Origin of the sequence: Streptococcus uberis (assembly GCF_900475595.1) — a bacterium.
Taxonomy (GTDB): domain Bacteria; phylum Bacillota; class Bacilli; order Lactobacillales; family Streptococcaceae; genus Streptococcus; species Streptococcus uberis.
The window spans coordinates 201,321-216,451 of record NZ_LS483397.1 but is presented as its reverse complement, the minus strand read 5'-3'; the positions used below and the strand labels follow the sequence as shown (position 1 = coordinate 216,451).

Genomic DNA, 15,131 nt, shown 5'->3' with positions numbered 1-15,131 from the left:
TTTGAAGCTTCTTTGACATTTTCTTTTTAGCCTAGGTGAGCTGTCAGATCAACAATTGCTGCCACCTGGTTGATGGATTCTGCTAGCTCTGCCTTTTTCAGCCATCTGTGCAAAGAAGACTAGATTTTCATAGCCTGTTAATGACTGATAGAGAGCATCTGATTGGGCCATATAGTCCAATTTTCCTAAAATAAGTCGTTTAGGCATATGACATCCTAAAATCTGTGATGACCCAAAATCTGGCTTCTCCATGCCCATGGCTTACTTAATTAAAGTTGATTTACCAGAACCTGAAAGACCAATCAAGCCAAGAATTTCTCGCTTCTTTATTGCAAGAGATAAATCTGATAAAACTTTTTCTTAAGTATAATGAGAGCTTTAAGAGCTGTCATTTTTTCTAATTGTTAATTCAATTTAATTTTGTTAAGTTTATCAGGGCCTTTTTTCATGAAAACAATAGAGAATTTGATTTTTTTCACCTGCTTTTACCCATTTTTATGAAAATAGTTTAAAAATTAGGTAAATAATTGACAGCCCTTACATGAAGTTGATACAATATTTTAAAAGGAGGAGGGATGTTCTGAGTATATTTTAGGTGATATTATAGGAATTTATGAAAGCGTAAAGGGCAAAAAAGCAACAATTAAAAATAACAAAAACATTAACTTTTTTTAATTATTGGCTTTTTGCAATTGTTTGGGATTAGGAGAATAGTTATGAAAAAAAGAACAATTGGTTTAGGTGTTATTACCCTAGCATCCGTATTTATTTTAGGAGCCTGTTCTGGGCAGTCAAAAGATAGTTCTACAACCAAAAATGGCTTACAAGTCAAAATAATGGATGGTGAATACATTACAACTAAGGATTTAAAATCCTCAAGTTCATCAAAAGGTTACTTAGCCTTACAAGTCAAATTGACAAATAAAGGTGACAAGAGCATCCCTTATGGAACTGACTCTTTCTCATTAACCACCAAAGAGGATGGCGAAGCTATTGAGCCAAGTAATGTTTACGATTCTCAAAATCAATTTAAAACCATTAGCTATGGAAAAGTGTCAAAAGGACAAACAAAATCTGGCTATTTAGTCTACGAAGTTGACAAAAAAGAAAAAGACTATGAGTTGGTCGTTGAGTCAACAATTCCTGGTGAGGATGAAACAGAAGTTAAGATTCCGATCAATGCAAGCAAATACGATGATAACAGTGAAAAAGTTAAAGATCTAGCTAAAACATTTGTAACACAAACCTTCCTTGATGACAAAGCCACTATTGATGGTGCTGATGCTGAAGCTGCTAGCACAAGCGGTGATGCAGAAGTGGAACTTCTTGCTAAGAAAACTGAAAAATCAGACAAGTGGGAACTGGCAAATAAAGCTGACGAGGACCGTTCTGCTTATATGAAAGCTTTCGTTGAAGCAGCCAAAGAAGGTTGGTCTTACTATAAACCTGGTGATGGAGAGGCTCAAAAATTTGCGCAACAATATATTGCTGCTAATTCCAAACGAGCACAAGTAGAATATACTGTTAAAGATTATTTACCAACATCAGCTACTGTTACTGTCAAACCATCTGTTATCAACTTTAATGACATCGATACCGACAGTTTGAAAGACGAATACATCAAACAACATAAAGATGATAACTTTTCGGACTATGATGCCCTTTACCGTGATGCTGAAAAATTCATTTTTGAAAATGTTCATACACGGTACGATGCTGCACAATTGTCAACACCTGATTACATGCCTGGAGATGGCTATGAATTGAAATTGACAAAAGATACTGATACCGGAAAATGGACAGTTGATACGAGTGACGCAGATAGTAACTACGACTATAAAAATCTAATTGATGCCTTTATTGGTGGTATCTAAGAATCATCACAAACACCCAGAAAAACTCACCCAAGTAAAAAAGCCTATTTTCATAGGCTTTTTTTGCTTAATTTATTAAAGCTACTTCCGTTGCTTTATCAAAGAGATAAAGGCGATCTTCTGGGAATGTGAGATAAACACTATCCCCCACTTGATAGCTATCTGTTGATGGTGACTTGACAATGACCGTTTGACGGGATTCTTCTAAACGAACATGAACGATGGCATCTTCGCCAAGCATTTCATATACTTGAACCTTTCCTGTTAAACTTGAAGGTGTCATTGTTTGTGAGATAATAACATCGTTTGGACGAATACCTAAGACCAGATTTTTGCCAAAAGCCCCATTTTCTTCAAATTCCTGAGCTTTGGCAAGACTAATTTCCTGTTCGTGATGGTTGGTCTGGAGATAGACACAGTCACGCTCCTTGTCTAAAGTAGCATCTAAAAAGTTCATTGGTGGTGTCCCAATAAAGCCAGCAACAAATAAATTTGCTGGGTGTTCAAAGAGATTTTTCGGCGTGTCAATCTGTTGAATTTTCCCGTCCTTCATCACCACTATCCGTGTGCCCAAAGTCATTGCTTCAGTTTGATCATGTGTCACATAAATAAATGTGGCATCTAATTTTTGATACAGATTTGCAATTTCAATACGCATTTCACCACGCAACTTGGCATCAAGGTTGGATAAGGGTTCATCCATTAAGAAGACTTTGGGATGTCTTACCATGGCTCTCCCCATGGCCACCCGCTGCTTTTGCCCACCTGATAATTGACCCGGTTTACGATCTAAGTATGGCTCTAGTTTTAGTAATTTGGCCACTTCAGCGACTTTCTCAGCAATAACCTCTTTGCTCATGCCTCGAATTTTCAAGGAATAAGCAATGTTTTGACGAACAGTCATATGGGGATAAAGGGCGTAATTTTGAAAAACCATTGCAATGTCTCGGTCACTTGGACTGACATGATTCATTTTTTGGCCATCCATAAATAAATCACCCGAACTGATTTCTTCAAGACCTGCAATCATTCTAAGGGTTGTTGATTTTCCACATCCTGATGGGCCTACAAAGATAATAAATTCTTTATCGTCTATGACCAGATTAAAATCATCTACGGCTTTACTATCACCATACATTTTATTGACATGTTTTAATTCTACCTTGGACACAAAGTACCTCTTTTCTTATAACTTTTCCAGTAAAGGCAGTAAATCAGCGACTGATGGTATGATATAGGCAGTGTAATGTGACAGACTTTCTTCTGTTGCTGCACCACTAGTTACGCCAACTGCGACGGCTTTGCCATTTTTTGCAAAACGCATATCATTTGGTGTATCTCCAACGACTACAATTTCATCAGCTTGGCAACCCCATAGTTTAGCTGCCTGATTGACCAATTCTCCATCTGGTTTAATTGGTCGGCTGTTATCACAGGTTCCCACAAATGAGATAAAGTGGTCCAAACCAAGTTCTCTCATCGTATCCCATGTGGACAAGAAAGTATCTGTGGTCACGACGCCAATAGCGATATCTTCTTCTTTTAATGTTGAAAAGAGTGATATCATATCTGTGAAGGTCGGAATTTCCCCTTTAAAGGCTGCAACTGCTTCTGCAAAATAGTCTTGTAAGCGGTGGGTCAGTAACTGATAATCCAAATCCACCTGGACTTCTTGAATGACTTGCCCCAAATCTTCGGCTATTAACTGATAGGGTTTCCAAGCTATGGCACCCTCAGGATCAATTTGACCATCCAAAATCCCAATAGCTCTTTCCAATTTCGGAAAATAAAGGCTTTTTGGATAAAGCTGATAATCGTCAATCAACCGGTTTAAAACAGGTGCCACTGCTGGTTGCCAAAGTTTAAAAAAGTCGATGATGGTCCCATCTTTATCAAATAAAATTCCTTTAATCATAGATCTATCCCTAATGCTTTAATAGCCTGACCAAAAGTTTTCAGTTCAGGTGTTTTATGTCCTTTGGTAATCGGATTGGCATAAAAACGGAAGTCTCCGTCTTGAGTTTCAGCACCAAAACGGACCCATTGATAGTCTTCTGCTTCCAACAGAATATGACCTGAAGCACGGTATAATCCTGCTCCAATTTCTTCGGTTGGAACCACGACTTTTTGATGATTCATCATATAAAAGAAAATGGGTTGGTCCTCAATAGCAATCTGAATGTCAAAGTCTAAATAGTGAGCTTGTTCTGGCAAAATATCACCAAAATAGATATCTTCCCCGTAATCACTGCGTAAAGTAATATCAAGTGAACAAAAACGAGTGACATAACTATGGCAAGCCTTAAGTCCATCTTTCAAATCATGTGCCGTCAAGTTATCCATCAATATCCAAGTTGCTGGATCCCCTGGTACAGATGGGGTTTGAGCCGTTGGATAGCATTCCCCTTTCAACATGTGGGAATCACTTCCTCCAATAGCACAAATGCGGTAGCCCTCGGACCAAAATAAGTCTGATAAAGTAACTGCTTGTTGATTCGCTAATTTCCCTTGGGCCTTAGGCTCCAATTCATAAGTGGGATCATTGATGATTTCTAAACAGTTTAATCGACTCAGTTCTAAATCCTTAAACTGCCATTTCCATAAATATAAGAAGGGATGATTGATTGAAAACAACCAGTCATTGTCATGACACTCTTGAATAAAAGCATCGATAGCTTTAAGAACATCTTTTTCACCACTCTTAAAAATAATGTCATCCAAGGTTTCTGGTCTCTTGGTTAAACCAAAGACATTGGCATGTCCAAAATTGGTTGTCATCTCCATTCCTGGAAGAACCATTAACGGTGTTTTCTGCCAACCAGTATGCAAGAGGTTATGTTCAGTGGCAATGTAAAAATCTAATCCTTCTTCAAGCACTTTTTCAGTAACCGTAGGGATTAATTCTTTACCATCAGACAATTGGGTGTGGGTATGAAAATCGCCTTTATACCAGCGTTTCCCTTTTTGATACTTTTTGATGGTGTCCAAATAACGGTATTCAAAGTCTTCATTAACCCAAATGGGGCCTGAGATAGATTCTTTGACGTCACTTTCTGTAAAGACTAAGTCGATGTCAAAAGCAATCACTTCTTTATCAAAATGTTTGCCATATTCTTGATTGTAAATGGCTTCTATGGTCCACTCACCAGGATCAAGTTGTCCTGGTAAGCCACCAATAGTTGTTGTTTTTGATTCTTGACTCAAGGAGATGGTTTTACTACTGTAACTGAGTTGTTTTTGAAAACGAATTCTACCCTTGTCATCCCGAATCATTAAAAGAACTAACATGGTATAAGGTTCTTCTAATGAGTAAGTCAAGCTTATCCCTGAACACTGTTCAGGCATTTGAAAACTTGCCTTTGATAACCGTTGTTGGTCTTTATCTAATTGAAAATGATAGGTTTCCTTCATCTTCTCAACTCCTTTTATTTTTTCTCGAGAGCCTTGTCAAGTGCTTTTTGAGCTGTTTCTTGAGCTTGGTCTAATGCTTCTTGTGCAGGTACGTTTTCGAGTTCTACTTTATCCGCAGCAACTTTTAAGGCATCATAAATGGCACCGTCCGTTGGATCAACAGGTAAAACGGATCCATGTTTAGCTTGTTCAAATGGTACGAGGGCTTGTGGATGATCTTTAACATAGGCTTTGTAGTCAGCATTTTCTGTGATAGCTTTATTCACAGCAACGTAACCAACTGCTTTTGTCCATTTGACTTGGTTTTCAACATTTGTAAAATACTTCATAAAGTCAAATGCACCCTTTTGTTCTTCCTTAGTTGACTTAGCAAGAACATCCATTAAGAGAGCATCTGCTGCTGGTGCAGATTTAGAATCTGCATCCCATGCAGGTTGTTCCATTGCTTGTACTTTGGTGAAATCTAAGTCAGCTTGGTCTCCAGATGAACCAATATAGCCACCAGCAGTATTGTTTAAGACATCATCAATGGTCTTATACCAATATTCCCAACCTTGTCCGCCAGAATTAACAGTCATGGTTTTATCATCATGAATCCAGCTTCTAAACTGTTCCCAGACATCAACCCATTCTTTAGCATTAATGGTAACCTTTTTCCCATCTTCACTGAACATTTTGGCATCATTGCTTAAAGATGCATCAATCAAGTTGTAAGGTCCCCACATTGGTTCCCAACCATAGGTAAATTTACCAGTATCTTTGATGGCTTTAGCAGCTTTACCCATATCTTCCCAAGTTTTGATAGACTCTGGTTGGATATTAGCAGCTTTAAAGGCTTCTTGGTTGTAGTACATGACTTGAGTTGTACCGTAAGCTGGCAAACCGTAGCGTTTACCTTCTTTGTTAGTCCCTTGATCTGCAAAAACTTTGACATAGTTATCCGCTTTAAAGTCTTTGTCATCTTTTGCTAAGCTGTTAATATCTGCTAACAGTTTTTTCTTATCTAAATTACGTGAAGGTGCGGTATCAAGAAGTACTAAGTCAGGAGCTTTGTTACCTGCAATTGCTGCTTGTAGTTTTGTGTATGTTTCTTCATAGTCAGCTTGTGTGACAGCTTTAATTTCGTATTTGTCTTGAGAAGCATTGTATTCTTTAATAATGTCTTTCCAAACATTTACGGCTGTTTTTCCACCAGCAAACCAAAATTCAACTTCTACTTTGCCATCTTTTGTTTTTGGAGCTGCTGATGATGAGCCATCACAAGCAGAAAGTGTAACTGTTGATAATAAAGCAACTGATGCAAGTGTTAACCAATTCTTTTTCATTTTACGATCCTCTTTATCCTTTTACTCCGGTGTCGCCACCAATTCCATTAATAAACCATTTTTGTGTGAAAGCAAATATCACTAATAAAGGTAAGACAATGACAGAACTTGCCGCCATCACTTTTGCCCATTCTGTACCATAGGCGCCGCCTTCAATAAAGAAGCTTCGCAATCCTTGTGAAACCAGATATTTTGGCTGATCATTTGTAATTAAGGAAGGCCACATGTAGCTGTTGTAAGCTGCAATAAAGCTCATTAAACCGAAGGTAATAAACGACGATTTGGTCATTGGGCAGACAATTTCCCACAATACTCGAAAATGGGAAGCCCCATCCATGCGAGAGGCCTCAATTAAGCTCTTTGGAACTTGCATGAAGGCTTGTCTGAGAAGAAAAATTCCAAAAATACTAATAGTACTTGATACAATGAGACCCGTTAATGTATTTAACATCCCCCCTTTTGATAAGATGATATAACTGGGTATATAAGTCGCTGCTGCTGGTAACATATAAGTTCCCATAACAATAGCAAAGATGAGCTGACGCCCCTTAAACCTCAAGAAAACTAAGGCATAGGCAAGCATGGCTCCAGTTACAATTTGAATCAATACAATGACAACAGATGTCCACAAACTATTCCAAATGTATTTTGGAATAGGTGATTGCGTAAAAATCTCTAGATAATTTCCCCATTGAGGGATATGAGGCCAAATGACCTCTGTATTCATCACTTCTGCTTTCGTTTTTAACGAAGAAATTAACATCCATATAAATGGAAATGCTGTAAAAAGACTGATGGACAAGAGTAGGAACCACTTAAGGCATTTCCCTAAAATCCCTTGTAGCGTAAGCTGATTTTGGTTTTCCATAAGATCTCCTTAATAATGAACCCACTTTTTAGAACCCACAAACTGCATATAGGATAAGACAATGGTAATTAGGACCATGATAACGGCAACAGCTGTTGCTTGCCCCATATTGTATTCTTCAAACCCTAATTGGTAATACATGTAAAGTAAGGTTCTGGTACTACCACTCGGACCACCCTGAGTCAAAATTTGGATTTGGTCATAGGCCTGCAATGAATTTACCATTGTGATAATCATAAGGAAAAAAGTTGTCGGTGAAATACTTGGTAAGGTCATATCAATAAATTGACGCCAAGGTTTTGCACCATCTAATGAACTCGCTTCATAAATGTCTTTAGGAACTTTTTCCAAAGCTGACAGGTAGAAAATCATGGCATAGCCCAAACTTTTCCAAACTGTCACGATAATCACGGCTAACATGGCTGTCTGTGAGCTTTTCAACCAACTCAAGGCTGGCAAATGCATAGCCTCCAAAATGAGGTTGGCGATACCACCTTTGGGTTCAAAAATCCAGGTCCAAACAATAGAAATAGCTACCGTCGGCGTAATCCATGGCGAGAATAAAATAAATTTGAAGAAGCCACTACCTGCAGTCTTCTTTTGAAGTAAGAGTGCTAATATCAAACCGCCAATAATGGTTGGACCAAGTGTCCCTAAAGTAAAGACTAAGGTATTGACCAAAGCATTGTAAAAACGCGAATCGGTCAAAAGACTCTTATAATTATCACATAAAACAATCTGATAATCTGGTGACATGAAATTCCAATCCGTAAAACTTAGCCAAACTGTTCGTAATATAGGGTAAATCCAAAAGACAAACAGAGGAATCAAAGCAGGCAATACGAACATAGCTACTAAAAAGCTGTTACTAAGTCGACTTTTTTGAAGTGACATGAACTAGTTTCCTCCCAAATTCACTAGAAGGCATCCTGATAAAATCAGTAAGATTCCCAAGATTCCTGTAACAGAAAGACTTTCTTTATAAAAAAGTACCGAAACAAAAACCGTGACGAGAATACCAACTCCGCACCATAAGGCGTAGGCAATGCCCAAATTTAAATCTTGAATGGCCTTAGCAAAGTAATAATGACAAATCATGTAAATACTAATGCAAAAAAGCGAGGGCCACAAAAGGGTCAAACCCTTAGTTAACTTAAGAGCAGAGGTGGCAATCACTTCTGCCAGTATGGCTAACAATAAATAAACAATGGCCATAACAAGCTCCTTCATTCAAACTCTATCTCAAGTATAGCGACTAAGCTTAAAGTTCACGTATGTTTTTTGTAAAAGTATTGTAAAAGTTCGAAAAAATGCCATTTTTCTACAGAAAAAAACTGATTTCCCCATATTAGAAAAAACAGTTCCATATGTTAATGATGATAGCCACAAAAAGGAAACACCATAAAGTGTTTCCTTTTTTGACTGCTTTAATTTTCACACAGGCATTAGTTATCAAATCTGTTTTTGACCATGAACACTTTCCCAGTCAGCACTGAAATCATCAACGGCTTTTTGAATGGAAGGCATAGCAAACCCTGCTTCAAAGACATCTGGTCCTGCAGTAATAGCTTGTGCTCCCAAAGCAAATGCCTTATTTACTTGCCCAACATTTTTAAAGCTGGCAGCTAAAATTTTACTGTCCGAACACTCTCTATCAATAGCTTCTGCTAATTGTCCAATAACTGCTTCGGCATCAATATTAAGATTTTCCATTCGATTATAATAGGGCGCTAAATAATCAGCTCCTGCTTCAATGGCCAATAAACCTTGAAAGATAGAATAGATAGCCGTTGCCGTAATACGATAGCCTTCAGCTTTCAAAGTCTTCATAGCTGCCAAACCTTCTTTTGTCACAGGCACTTTGATATAAATGCTATCACCACAGTGTTCACGAATCCGAGCGGCATCTTTTAAAATACCATCATAATCTTGAGCAACTACCTGCACATGAATAGAAGCTTCTTCACCAATAATAGAGCGAACTTCTTTGATTCTCTCAAAGAAATCAATGTCTCCTTCTTTTTTAGCAATCGTTGGGTTAGAGGTCACACCGGCTAGTGGTAAAATAGCAGACCATTTTTTGATATCCTCTAAATTCAGTGTATCTAACATATATTCCATAAATCTATTTCCTCCTATAAGCTATGTTCTGTCCTTTCAATAATATCGTCCTGAGTTGCTTTTGATAACACATTGAAGAAAGCGGAATAACCAGCAACACGGACAATTAAATCACGGTGTTTTTCAGGATGTTTTTGGGCATCAATCAGGGTTTCACGAGAAACGACATTGTATTGAATGTGATAACCATGTAGACGGTTAAAGAAGGTCCGCAACAAGGCCATCAATTTCAGCTTGTCTTCTTCTTTAGCCAATGTTTGAGGGTTAACTTTCTGATTGAGTAGGACTCCTCCCACAATTTCATCCGTCCTCAATTTAGAAACAGATTTCAGAACTGAGGTTGGCCCTTTTTTGTCCATGCTGTGCTCCGGAGAACAGCCTTCCGCTAGAGGTGTTCCGGCATGTCTGCCATCAGGAGTTGCCAGGGTCCCTTTACCTTGACCGACGTTGGCAGAAATCGATGAGGTACCTGAATAACGCACCCCACCAATAGGTCCCCGACCATAGCGCGTATTAGGGTATTTAGCAATTTCATCAATGTAAGTGTCGTAGGCATCCACCACAAGTTGATCGGCATAATCATCGTCATTACCATATTTTGGTGCATCATTGATGAGCATTTGACGAATCTCTTCTCCTCGGTCTCCAGCAAAATCAGTCTCCAAGGCCCGCCAAAGTTCACTAGTGGTCAATCGTTTTTCTTCAAAGACTAATTTTTTCAGCGCTGCTAGGGAGTCTGATAAGTTAGCAATACCTACTTGTAAGCCAGAGATGTAATCATAGACAGCTCCGCCTTCTTTCAAAGTCTTACCACGACCAATACAATCATCAGTTAGGGCTGAACACAGGATATCTGGGCATTCACGCTCCAACCCGAGGTCAATGGCATTTTCCACAATGACACTCATGCGTGTGATTTCACGTAGGGTTTCATCCCATGCCGCTTTGAGTTCCTCATAAGAGGTCATCTCTGTGAAATGACCATGGCCTTTGGCATATCGTTTGCCTGATGACGGATCAATACCATCATTCATGGTAATCAAAAGGATTTTAGGAAAATTTATATAGCTCATTCCCGTACAACGGTAGCCCCATTTCCCAGGTACTGCTGTTTCCACACAGCCAATAGCTGAGTAGTCATAGGCATCTTCTTCTAGTACACCTTTTTTGATAAAGGAAGGAATAATGATTTCGTCATTATTCATGGCAGGCATTCCAAAGCCAAGTTTCATAACCTCAATGCATTCATTCAAGAAATGATTATCCAAGCCTTTATGGTAACGTACTGTTAGATTAGGTTGTGGTAATTTAGTTTGGGCTACAGATTTCAAGACCATGTAAGACATAGGATTGACAGCATCTTTTTTGTCTCTGGTTTGACCACCAATGGTTACGTTTTGATACATTGGGCTACCAGCAGATGAGAAGGTATGAGACTGGCTACGCACTTTATTGATGGTTAGGGTTTTAATCCATAGATTAGTGAGGCGTTCGACAATGGAATCTTCTGTTTCACGGCCTGCTTCGATATCAGCCTTGGCATACGGGTACATGTACTGGTCAAAGCGGCCATAGGATAGGGAGTGGCCATTTGATTCAATTTGAAGGACACACTGGATAAACCAAACTGATTGGACAGCTTCCGCAAAAGTCTCCGCTGGTTGGTAAGGCACCTTGTCACAAATACGGGCAATTTCTAGCAATTCTGATTTGCGTTCTGGACTGGCATTTTCAGCCATTTCGCGAGCTAATGAAGCATAGCGATGCGCATAAGTTTTAACGGCATCAATGACAATAAAAATGGAATCGTAAAAATGGTATTTATCGATGTTTTCTGGAACCGTTAAATCTAAGGCATCCTTAGCAGCACGCGCTCTTTCTTCAAATCCTTTAAGCCCATATTCTAGCACTTTTTGATAGTTAACAGCTAAGTGCGCGTCGCCTGAGTTCATTTTGCCTTCCATACCAAAGAAGCCGGTTTCCATGTAGACATCCACTTCTTTTGGAAGGAGAGCTCCTGCGCGTGCTCGTAAGTTATTGTTTTCCCAGAAAGGCGCAATAGAACGTAATTGTTCTTTGGTTTCTTCAGTGATGTAGAAAACATCCCCATCACGTTTTTCAAAGAGATCTAGTTCATTGATGACAAATTCCAGAGTATATTCTGGAAAAATGGGAGCATCTTTATTAGAGGATGCTTGGTTACCAGCAATGAAACTGTCATCTTCAATATAAATGGTCATATGTTCCAAAATGTTTTGCAACATATATGCTCTTTTGAGATTGGCCGGCTTATCCATGTGTTTTTTGTAAGTTTCAGTCACTAGCAAGGCACGTTCCGCATCAATATAAGGTTTTTTGGTTAAGACTGCTTCACGATACTTGTTCATTCTATCTGTTAATTGGCCAAAATAGTGTTTTGTTTGGGTCATGGTCACAGCTCCTTATTACTTTCGTAAACATTTTTGTTTCTTTCGCAACCATTGTATCATAGAAAAGTGTCCTGCTCTATCCCATCTGTGACCTTCTTCCAAGAAAAAAGAATATTGCACAATAGTGCAATATTCTTCAAGTGTGTGACATTCGTTCTCTCGTTTAAAGGCGCAATCAGTCATTTTCTTTACGATAAAGATCAATGACTCCCGCTATTCAGATTAAGCTACTGGAGGAGTTCCTTCAGCGTTTCCAACTGTTGCGTCGATTTGAACTGAGGCACCTTTTGGTAATTCAGAAACACCTACGAAACGAAGGGCTGGTTTTGTTTCAACAAAGATTGCTGAGAAGACTTCTTCTACTGCAGCCATATCATTAAGATCAGTCATGTAAACGTTGATTTTAACAACATCTGCCATCACGTGATCTACACTTTCGATGATTGCTTGGATGTGGTCGAAGGCTTTTTGAGCTTGCTCTTTAACACCGCCAACAACTAATTCACCACTTGTTGCATCAACTGGAAGTTGACCTGAAATGTGGTTGTAGTGTGAGAAAGCCACTGTTTGGCTAGAATAGTCACATTTAGGAGCTTTTTCAGTGTTAAAGTGTTCAATGATAAGGCCATGACGGTCTTCGATTGCTTGTGGAGGAGTACCATCACCGTGTGATACAGTTGCTTCCATTTGAACTAATGCACCCATTTCAAGAGCAGCAACTGGAACAACAGTACGAGCTGGTAAATAATTAACAGCACGTGCAATACCTGAATCTGGTAAGAATGTTTTGTATACTTCATTAACGACGTCAAGATCTGCTAAGTTAGTTAGGTAAACATTCATTTTAACAACATCATCAAGAGGTACATCGATGCTTTCAAGGACAGCTTTGATGTTTTTCAAACATTGGATAGCTTGTTCTTTCACACCACCAATGGCCAAGCGACCTGTTTTAGGGTCAATTGGTAATTGAGCAGTCACGTTATTATAGTGTGAAAAAGCTACTGTTTGAGTTGATAAAGCTGAAACAGGTGCATTGTATGTGTTGTTCGTTAATTTGATTAAATCGCCAGCTTGTGGAGCATTAGGAATAGTCCCTTCACCGTTAGAGATGATAGCATCCATTTGAACTTTAGCCTGCATTGGCAAATCATCAACAGCAACCACAGTACGTGATGGTGCATAAGTCGGGAAGTATTCTTTTTGCACTAAGTTGATGGTATCGACATCTTGGATGTCCTTAACGAAAATAGAAAGTCTTACGACATCTGACAAGACATGATCAATGCTTTCAATCACTGCTTTTAAGTTTTCAAAACATTGTTGAGCTTGTTCTCTAATGCCTCCTTCAACCAATTGACCTGTTTTAGGGTCAAGTGGTAATTGAGCAGAAAAATTATTGTAGTGTGAAAAGGCTACAGTATGGGATCCTAGAGTTTTAGGAGCAAGTTCTGTATTTCTTGCGAGTACTTCGTTATTAACGCTCATGCGTAAATTCTCCTTTAGGGGTAAAGTGAAATGGATTCCTTAAGTTGACTATTTGCGCGCATTTTTAAGTAACGTAAGTAAGACCATGAACCGAAAGCGGTTACATTTCACAGTATAACAAGGGCCTTGAATAACTGTCAACTTTAAAATGCAAGGAAAAAAGGAAGAAAATCCCTTAAAAAAGGAGATAATTTGCATAGATTAATAATTATAATTTTGCCAAAATCTAGCCACCCCCTCCCCCTCTAAACAGACTAAAGATCCCCCTAAAAAGAAACCAAGGTAAAAGCATCCTGTCAAAACTCCGACCATTAAGGAAGGTTTTCATTTTTCTTTTCAAAAGAAAAGCCCAGCGTCACACCGATCCTGGCCAGAAAAATCACTGTGACCAAAAACTCAACAAGCTTTCCCCATAGCGAGCTAGCAGAAAGTGTTTTTAACCACTATGCTTTCATCTCTCCATGAAAGGCCAAAACAAAATTTTCACGCTTTTCAAAAAAAGCAAAAAAGCAGTCCAATCCTCACCCAATAGATTGATTCTGCTTCAAAGATAAATATTCCAAAAAAAGCATACTTACACATAAAATGTATAATGCCCCCTAAAAAGCACAAAGGTGCATAAAGGGACAAATTTTTACTGGCTAAAGGAATCTCCATCGGCCACTAAGAGAGCCCTTATAGTAGCCTCATCTGTCACCAAGTAGTTGATACAATTAGCTTTTAAGGCAGCTAAAATAGCCCTTGCCTTTTCATGGCCATGAGCGATGGCCATGACCTTTGGTACTTTTTGCAGCTCCTCAATGCTAATCCCAATAGTGCGTTCTTGCAGGTGACTATTGACTGGTTGCCCATCCTTGTCAAAGAAGCGGCAACAGATTTCTCCCACAGCGGACAACCGACGTAAGGCTTCGTAATCACTGCCCATAAGCAAATCCCGCCACTGGCTTTCCTTCTGAGAATCTGGTTCTGCCCCAATGCCCACAATAGCCCAGTCTAGCTTTTTCCATGCCTCTAAGGTCTTCTCAAAGTATTTGGATTCCCGAATCCCTTGGGCAATATTTGGGTTCTCCTGAATGACGGTTGCATTAATGAAGGAACTCTGACCGTGGAACAAACGGGCCAGACGATAGACCAAGGTATTGACATGAAAGTTGGCATTAATAGCACTAGGCCCACCAGCAAGTGGGTAGACAGAAATGCCTTTAAGCGACTTAGGGTCCATCCGATCAATCATCCGACTAATAGTCGACCCCCAAGAAATGCCAATCATCTCATCATCCTTAACCATGGACCTTAAAAATTCCGCCCCTTCACTGGCAATGCGATCAAATCTTTCTGCCTGACTGTCCGTAGCATGGTAAGGAATAATAGCTACTTTTTTAAGGCCATATTTTTCCTGCACATAGGATTCCAAAGCAAAGATTTCCGGATTGTAGTCGGAAATCTCAATCTTCACAATCCCTTCTTCCTTGGCCTTTGCCAACATGCGGCAAACCGTCGTTCGATAAATCCCCATTTCCGAAGCAATCTGCGTCTGACTTTTTTCCTCAATATAATACATATAGGCTAATTTAGCCAATAAGCGCCGTTTCTCTTCTCTCATCTCTCACCTTAT

Annotated in this window: 13 protein-coding genes and 1 pseudogene; 1 reads left to right on the top strand and 13 read right to left on the bottom strand. The window is 39.2% G+C overall.

The features are described 5' to 3' along the window. Positions 1-48: 48 nt before the first annotated feature. Together DQM95_RS10040 and DQM95_RS01300 are read right to left on the bottom strand one after the other, a co-directional pair. Positions 49-207 (bottom strand): hypothetical protein, encoded by a 159-nt coding sequence (locus DQM95_RS10040; RefSeq protein WP_170123118.1) that lies wholly within the window; start codon positions 205-207, stop codon positions 49-51. A gap of 54 nt (positions 208-261) precedes the next feature. Beyond that, positions 262-339: pseudogene (locus DQM95_RS01300) on the bottom strand (ATP-binding cassette domain-containing protein); the annotation flags it as partial. 377 nt (positions 340-716) lie between these two features. Between DQM95_RS01300 and DQM95_RS01295 the strand changes: the two are divergent. After that, entirely contained in the window at positions 717-1,874 is a 1,158-nt protein-coding gene (locus DQM95_RS01295; RefSeq protein ID WP_052713353.1) for a DUF4352 domain-containing protein, read from the top strand. 67 nt (positions 1,875-1,941) lie between these two features. On the opposite strand, the gene DQM95_RS01290 is transcribed toward DQM95_RS01295, so the two are convergent. From DQM95_RS01290 to DQM95_RS01240, 11 genes are all read right to left on the bottom strand, one after another. Beyond that, a complete protein-coding gene (locus DQM95_RS01290; protein WP_037592864.1) occupies positions 1,942-3,045 on the bottom strand; it encodes an ABC transporter ATP-binding protein in 1,104 nt (367 codons plus the stop codon). A 15-nt stretch (positions 3,046-3,060) separates the two neighbouring features. Next, positions 3,061-3,789, bottom strand: a complete 729-nt coding sequence (locus tag DQM95_RS01285) for an HAD family hydrolase (protein WP_037592865.1) — start codon at positions 3,787-3,789, stop codon at positions 3,061-3,063. After that, positions 3,786-5,285 carry a CehA/McbA family metallohydrolase gene (locus DQM95_RS01280; RefSeq protein ID WP_037592866.1) on the bottom strand — a complete coding sequence of 500 codons (1,500 nt, stop codon included), beginning with the start codon at positions 5,283-5,285 and terminating at the stop codon, positions 3,786-3,788. The genes DQM95_RS01285 and DQM95_RS01280 overlap by 4 nt, the downstream gene beginning before the upstream one ends. Before the next feature lie 14 nt (positions 5,286-5,299). Further along, complete coding sequence (locus DQM95_RS01275; RefSeq protein ID WP_111685898.1) at positions 5,300-6,610, bottom strand: ABC transporter substrate-binding protein; 1,311 nt, start codon at positions 6,608-6,610, stop codon at positions 5,300-5,302. 13 nt (positions 6,611-6,623) lie between these two features. Next, positions 6,624-7,478 (bottom strand): carbohydrate ABC transporter permease, encoded by an 855-nt coding sequence (locus DQM95_RS01270; protein ID WP_100911851.1) that lies wholly within the window; start codon positions 7,476-7,478, stop codon positions 6,624-6,626. Positions 7,479-7,487: 9 nt separating this feature from the next. Continuing rightward, positions 7,488-8,372, bottom strand: a complete 885-nt coding sequence (locus DQM95_RS01265; protein WP_037592868.1) for a carbohydrate ABC transporter permease — start codon at positions 8,370-8,372, stop codon at positions 7,488-7,490. 3 nt (positions 8,373-8,375) lie between these two features. Beyond that, positions 8,376-8,693, bottom strand: a complete 318-nt coding sequence (locus tag DQM95_RS01260) for a DMT family transporter (RefSeq protein ID WP_012657716.1) — start codon at positions 8,691-8,693, stop codon at positions 8,376-8,378. A 237-nt stretch (positions 8,694-8,930) separates the two neighbouring features. Continuing rightward, on the bottom strand, positions 8,931-9,599 hold the full coding sequence (locus DQM95_RS01255; RefSeq protein ID WP_037592870.1) for a fructose-6-phosphate aldolase: 669 nt from the start codon (positions 9,597-9,599) through the stop codon (positions 8,931-8,933). 14 nt (positions 9,600-9,613) lie between these two features. Next, positions 9,614-12,028: a glycyl radical protein gene (locus tag DQM95_RS01250; RefSeq protein ID WP_037592872.1), complete on the bottom strand. Its 2,415-nt coding sequence runs from the start codon at positions 12,026-12,028 to the stop codon at positions 9,614-9,616. 222 nt (positions 12,029-12,250) lie between these two features. Next, the gene (locus tag DQM95_RS01245; protein ID WP_111685897.1) at positions 12,251-13,516 is read right to left on the bottom strand and encodes a RidA family protein; all 1,266 of its coding nucleotides are present in this window, start codon (positions 13,514-13,516) and stop codon (positions 12,251-12,253) included. Positions 13,517-14,150: 634 nt separating this feature from the next. After that, entirely contained in the window at positions 14,151-15,119 is a 969-nt protein-coding gene (locus DQM95_RS01240; RefSeq protein ID WP_046388470.1) for a sugar-binding transcriptional regulator, read from the bottom strand. Positions 15,120-15,131 lie beyond the last annotated feature (12 nt).

Coding starts and splice junctions, on each gene's coding strand:
- DQM95_RS01295 (WP_052713353.1), top strand. CDS start 717: ATGAAAAAAAGAACAATTGGTTTAGGTGTTATTACCCTAGCATCCGTA.
- DQM95_RS10040 (WP_170123118.1), bottom strand. CDS start 207: ATGCCTAAACGACTTATTTTAGGAAAATTGGACTATATGGCCCAATCA.
- DQM95_RS01270 (WP_100911851.1), bottom strand. CDS start 7,478: ATGGAAAACCAAAATCAGCTTACGCTACAAGGGATTTTAGGGAAATGC.
- DQM95_RS01265 (WP_037592868.1), bottom strand. CDS start 8,372: ATGTCACTTCAAAAAAGTCGACTTAGTAACAGCTTTTTAGTAGCTATG.
- DQM95_RS01260 (WP_012657716.1), bottom strand. CDS start 8,693: ATGGCCATTGTTTATTTATTGTTAGCCATACTGGCAGAAGTGATTGCC.
- DQM95_RS01255 (WP_037592870.1), bottom strand. CDS start 9,599: ATGGAATATATGTTAGATACACTGAATTTAGAGGATATCAAAAAATGG.
- DQM95_RS01250 (WP_037592872.1), bottom strand. CDS start 12,028: ATGACCCAAACAAAACACTATTTTGGCCAATTAACAGATAGAATGAAC.
- DQM95_RS01240 (WP_046388470.1), bottom strand. CDS start 15,119: ATGAGAGAAGAGAAACGGCGCTTATTGGCTAAATTAGCCTATATGTAT.
- DQM95_RS01280 (WP_037592866.1), bottom strand. CDS start 5,285: ATGAAGGAAACCTATCATTTTCAATTAGATAAAGACCAACAACGGTTA.
- DQM95_RS01275 (WP_111685898.1), bottom strand. CDS start 6,610: ATGAAAAAGAATTGGTTAACACTTGCATCAGTTGCTTTATTATCAACA.
- DQM95_RS01245 (WP_111685897.1), bottom strand. CDS start 13,516: ATGAGCGTTAATAACGAAGTACTCGCAAGAAATACAGAACTTGCTCCT.
- DQM95_RS01285 (WP_037592865.1), bottom strand. CDS start 3,789: ATGATTAAAGGAATTTTATTTGATAAAGATGGGACCATCATCGACTTT.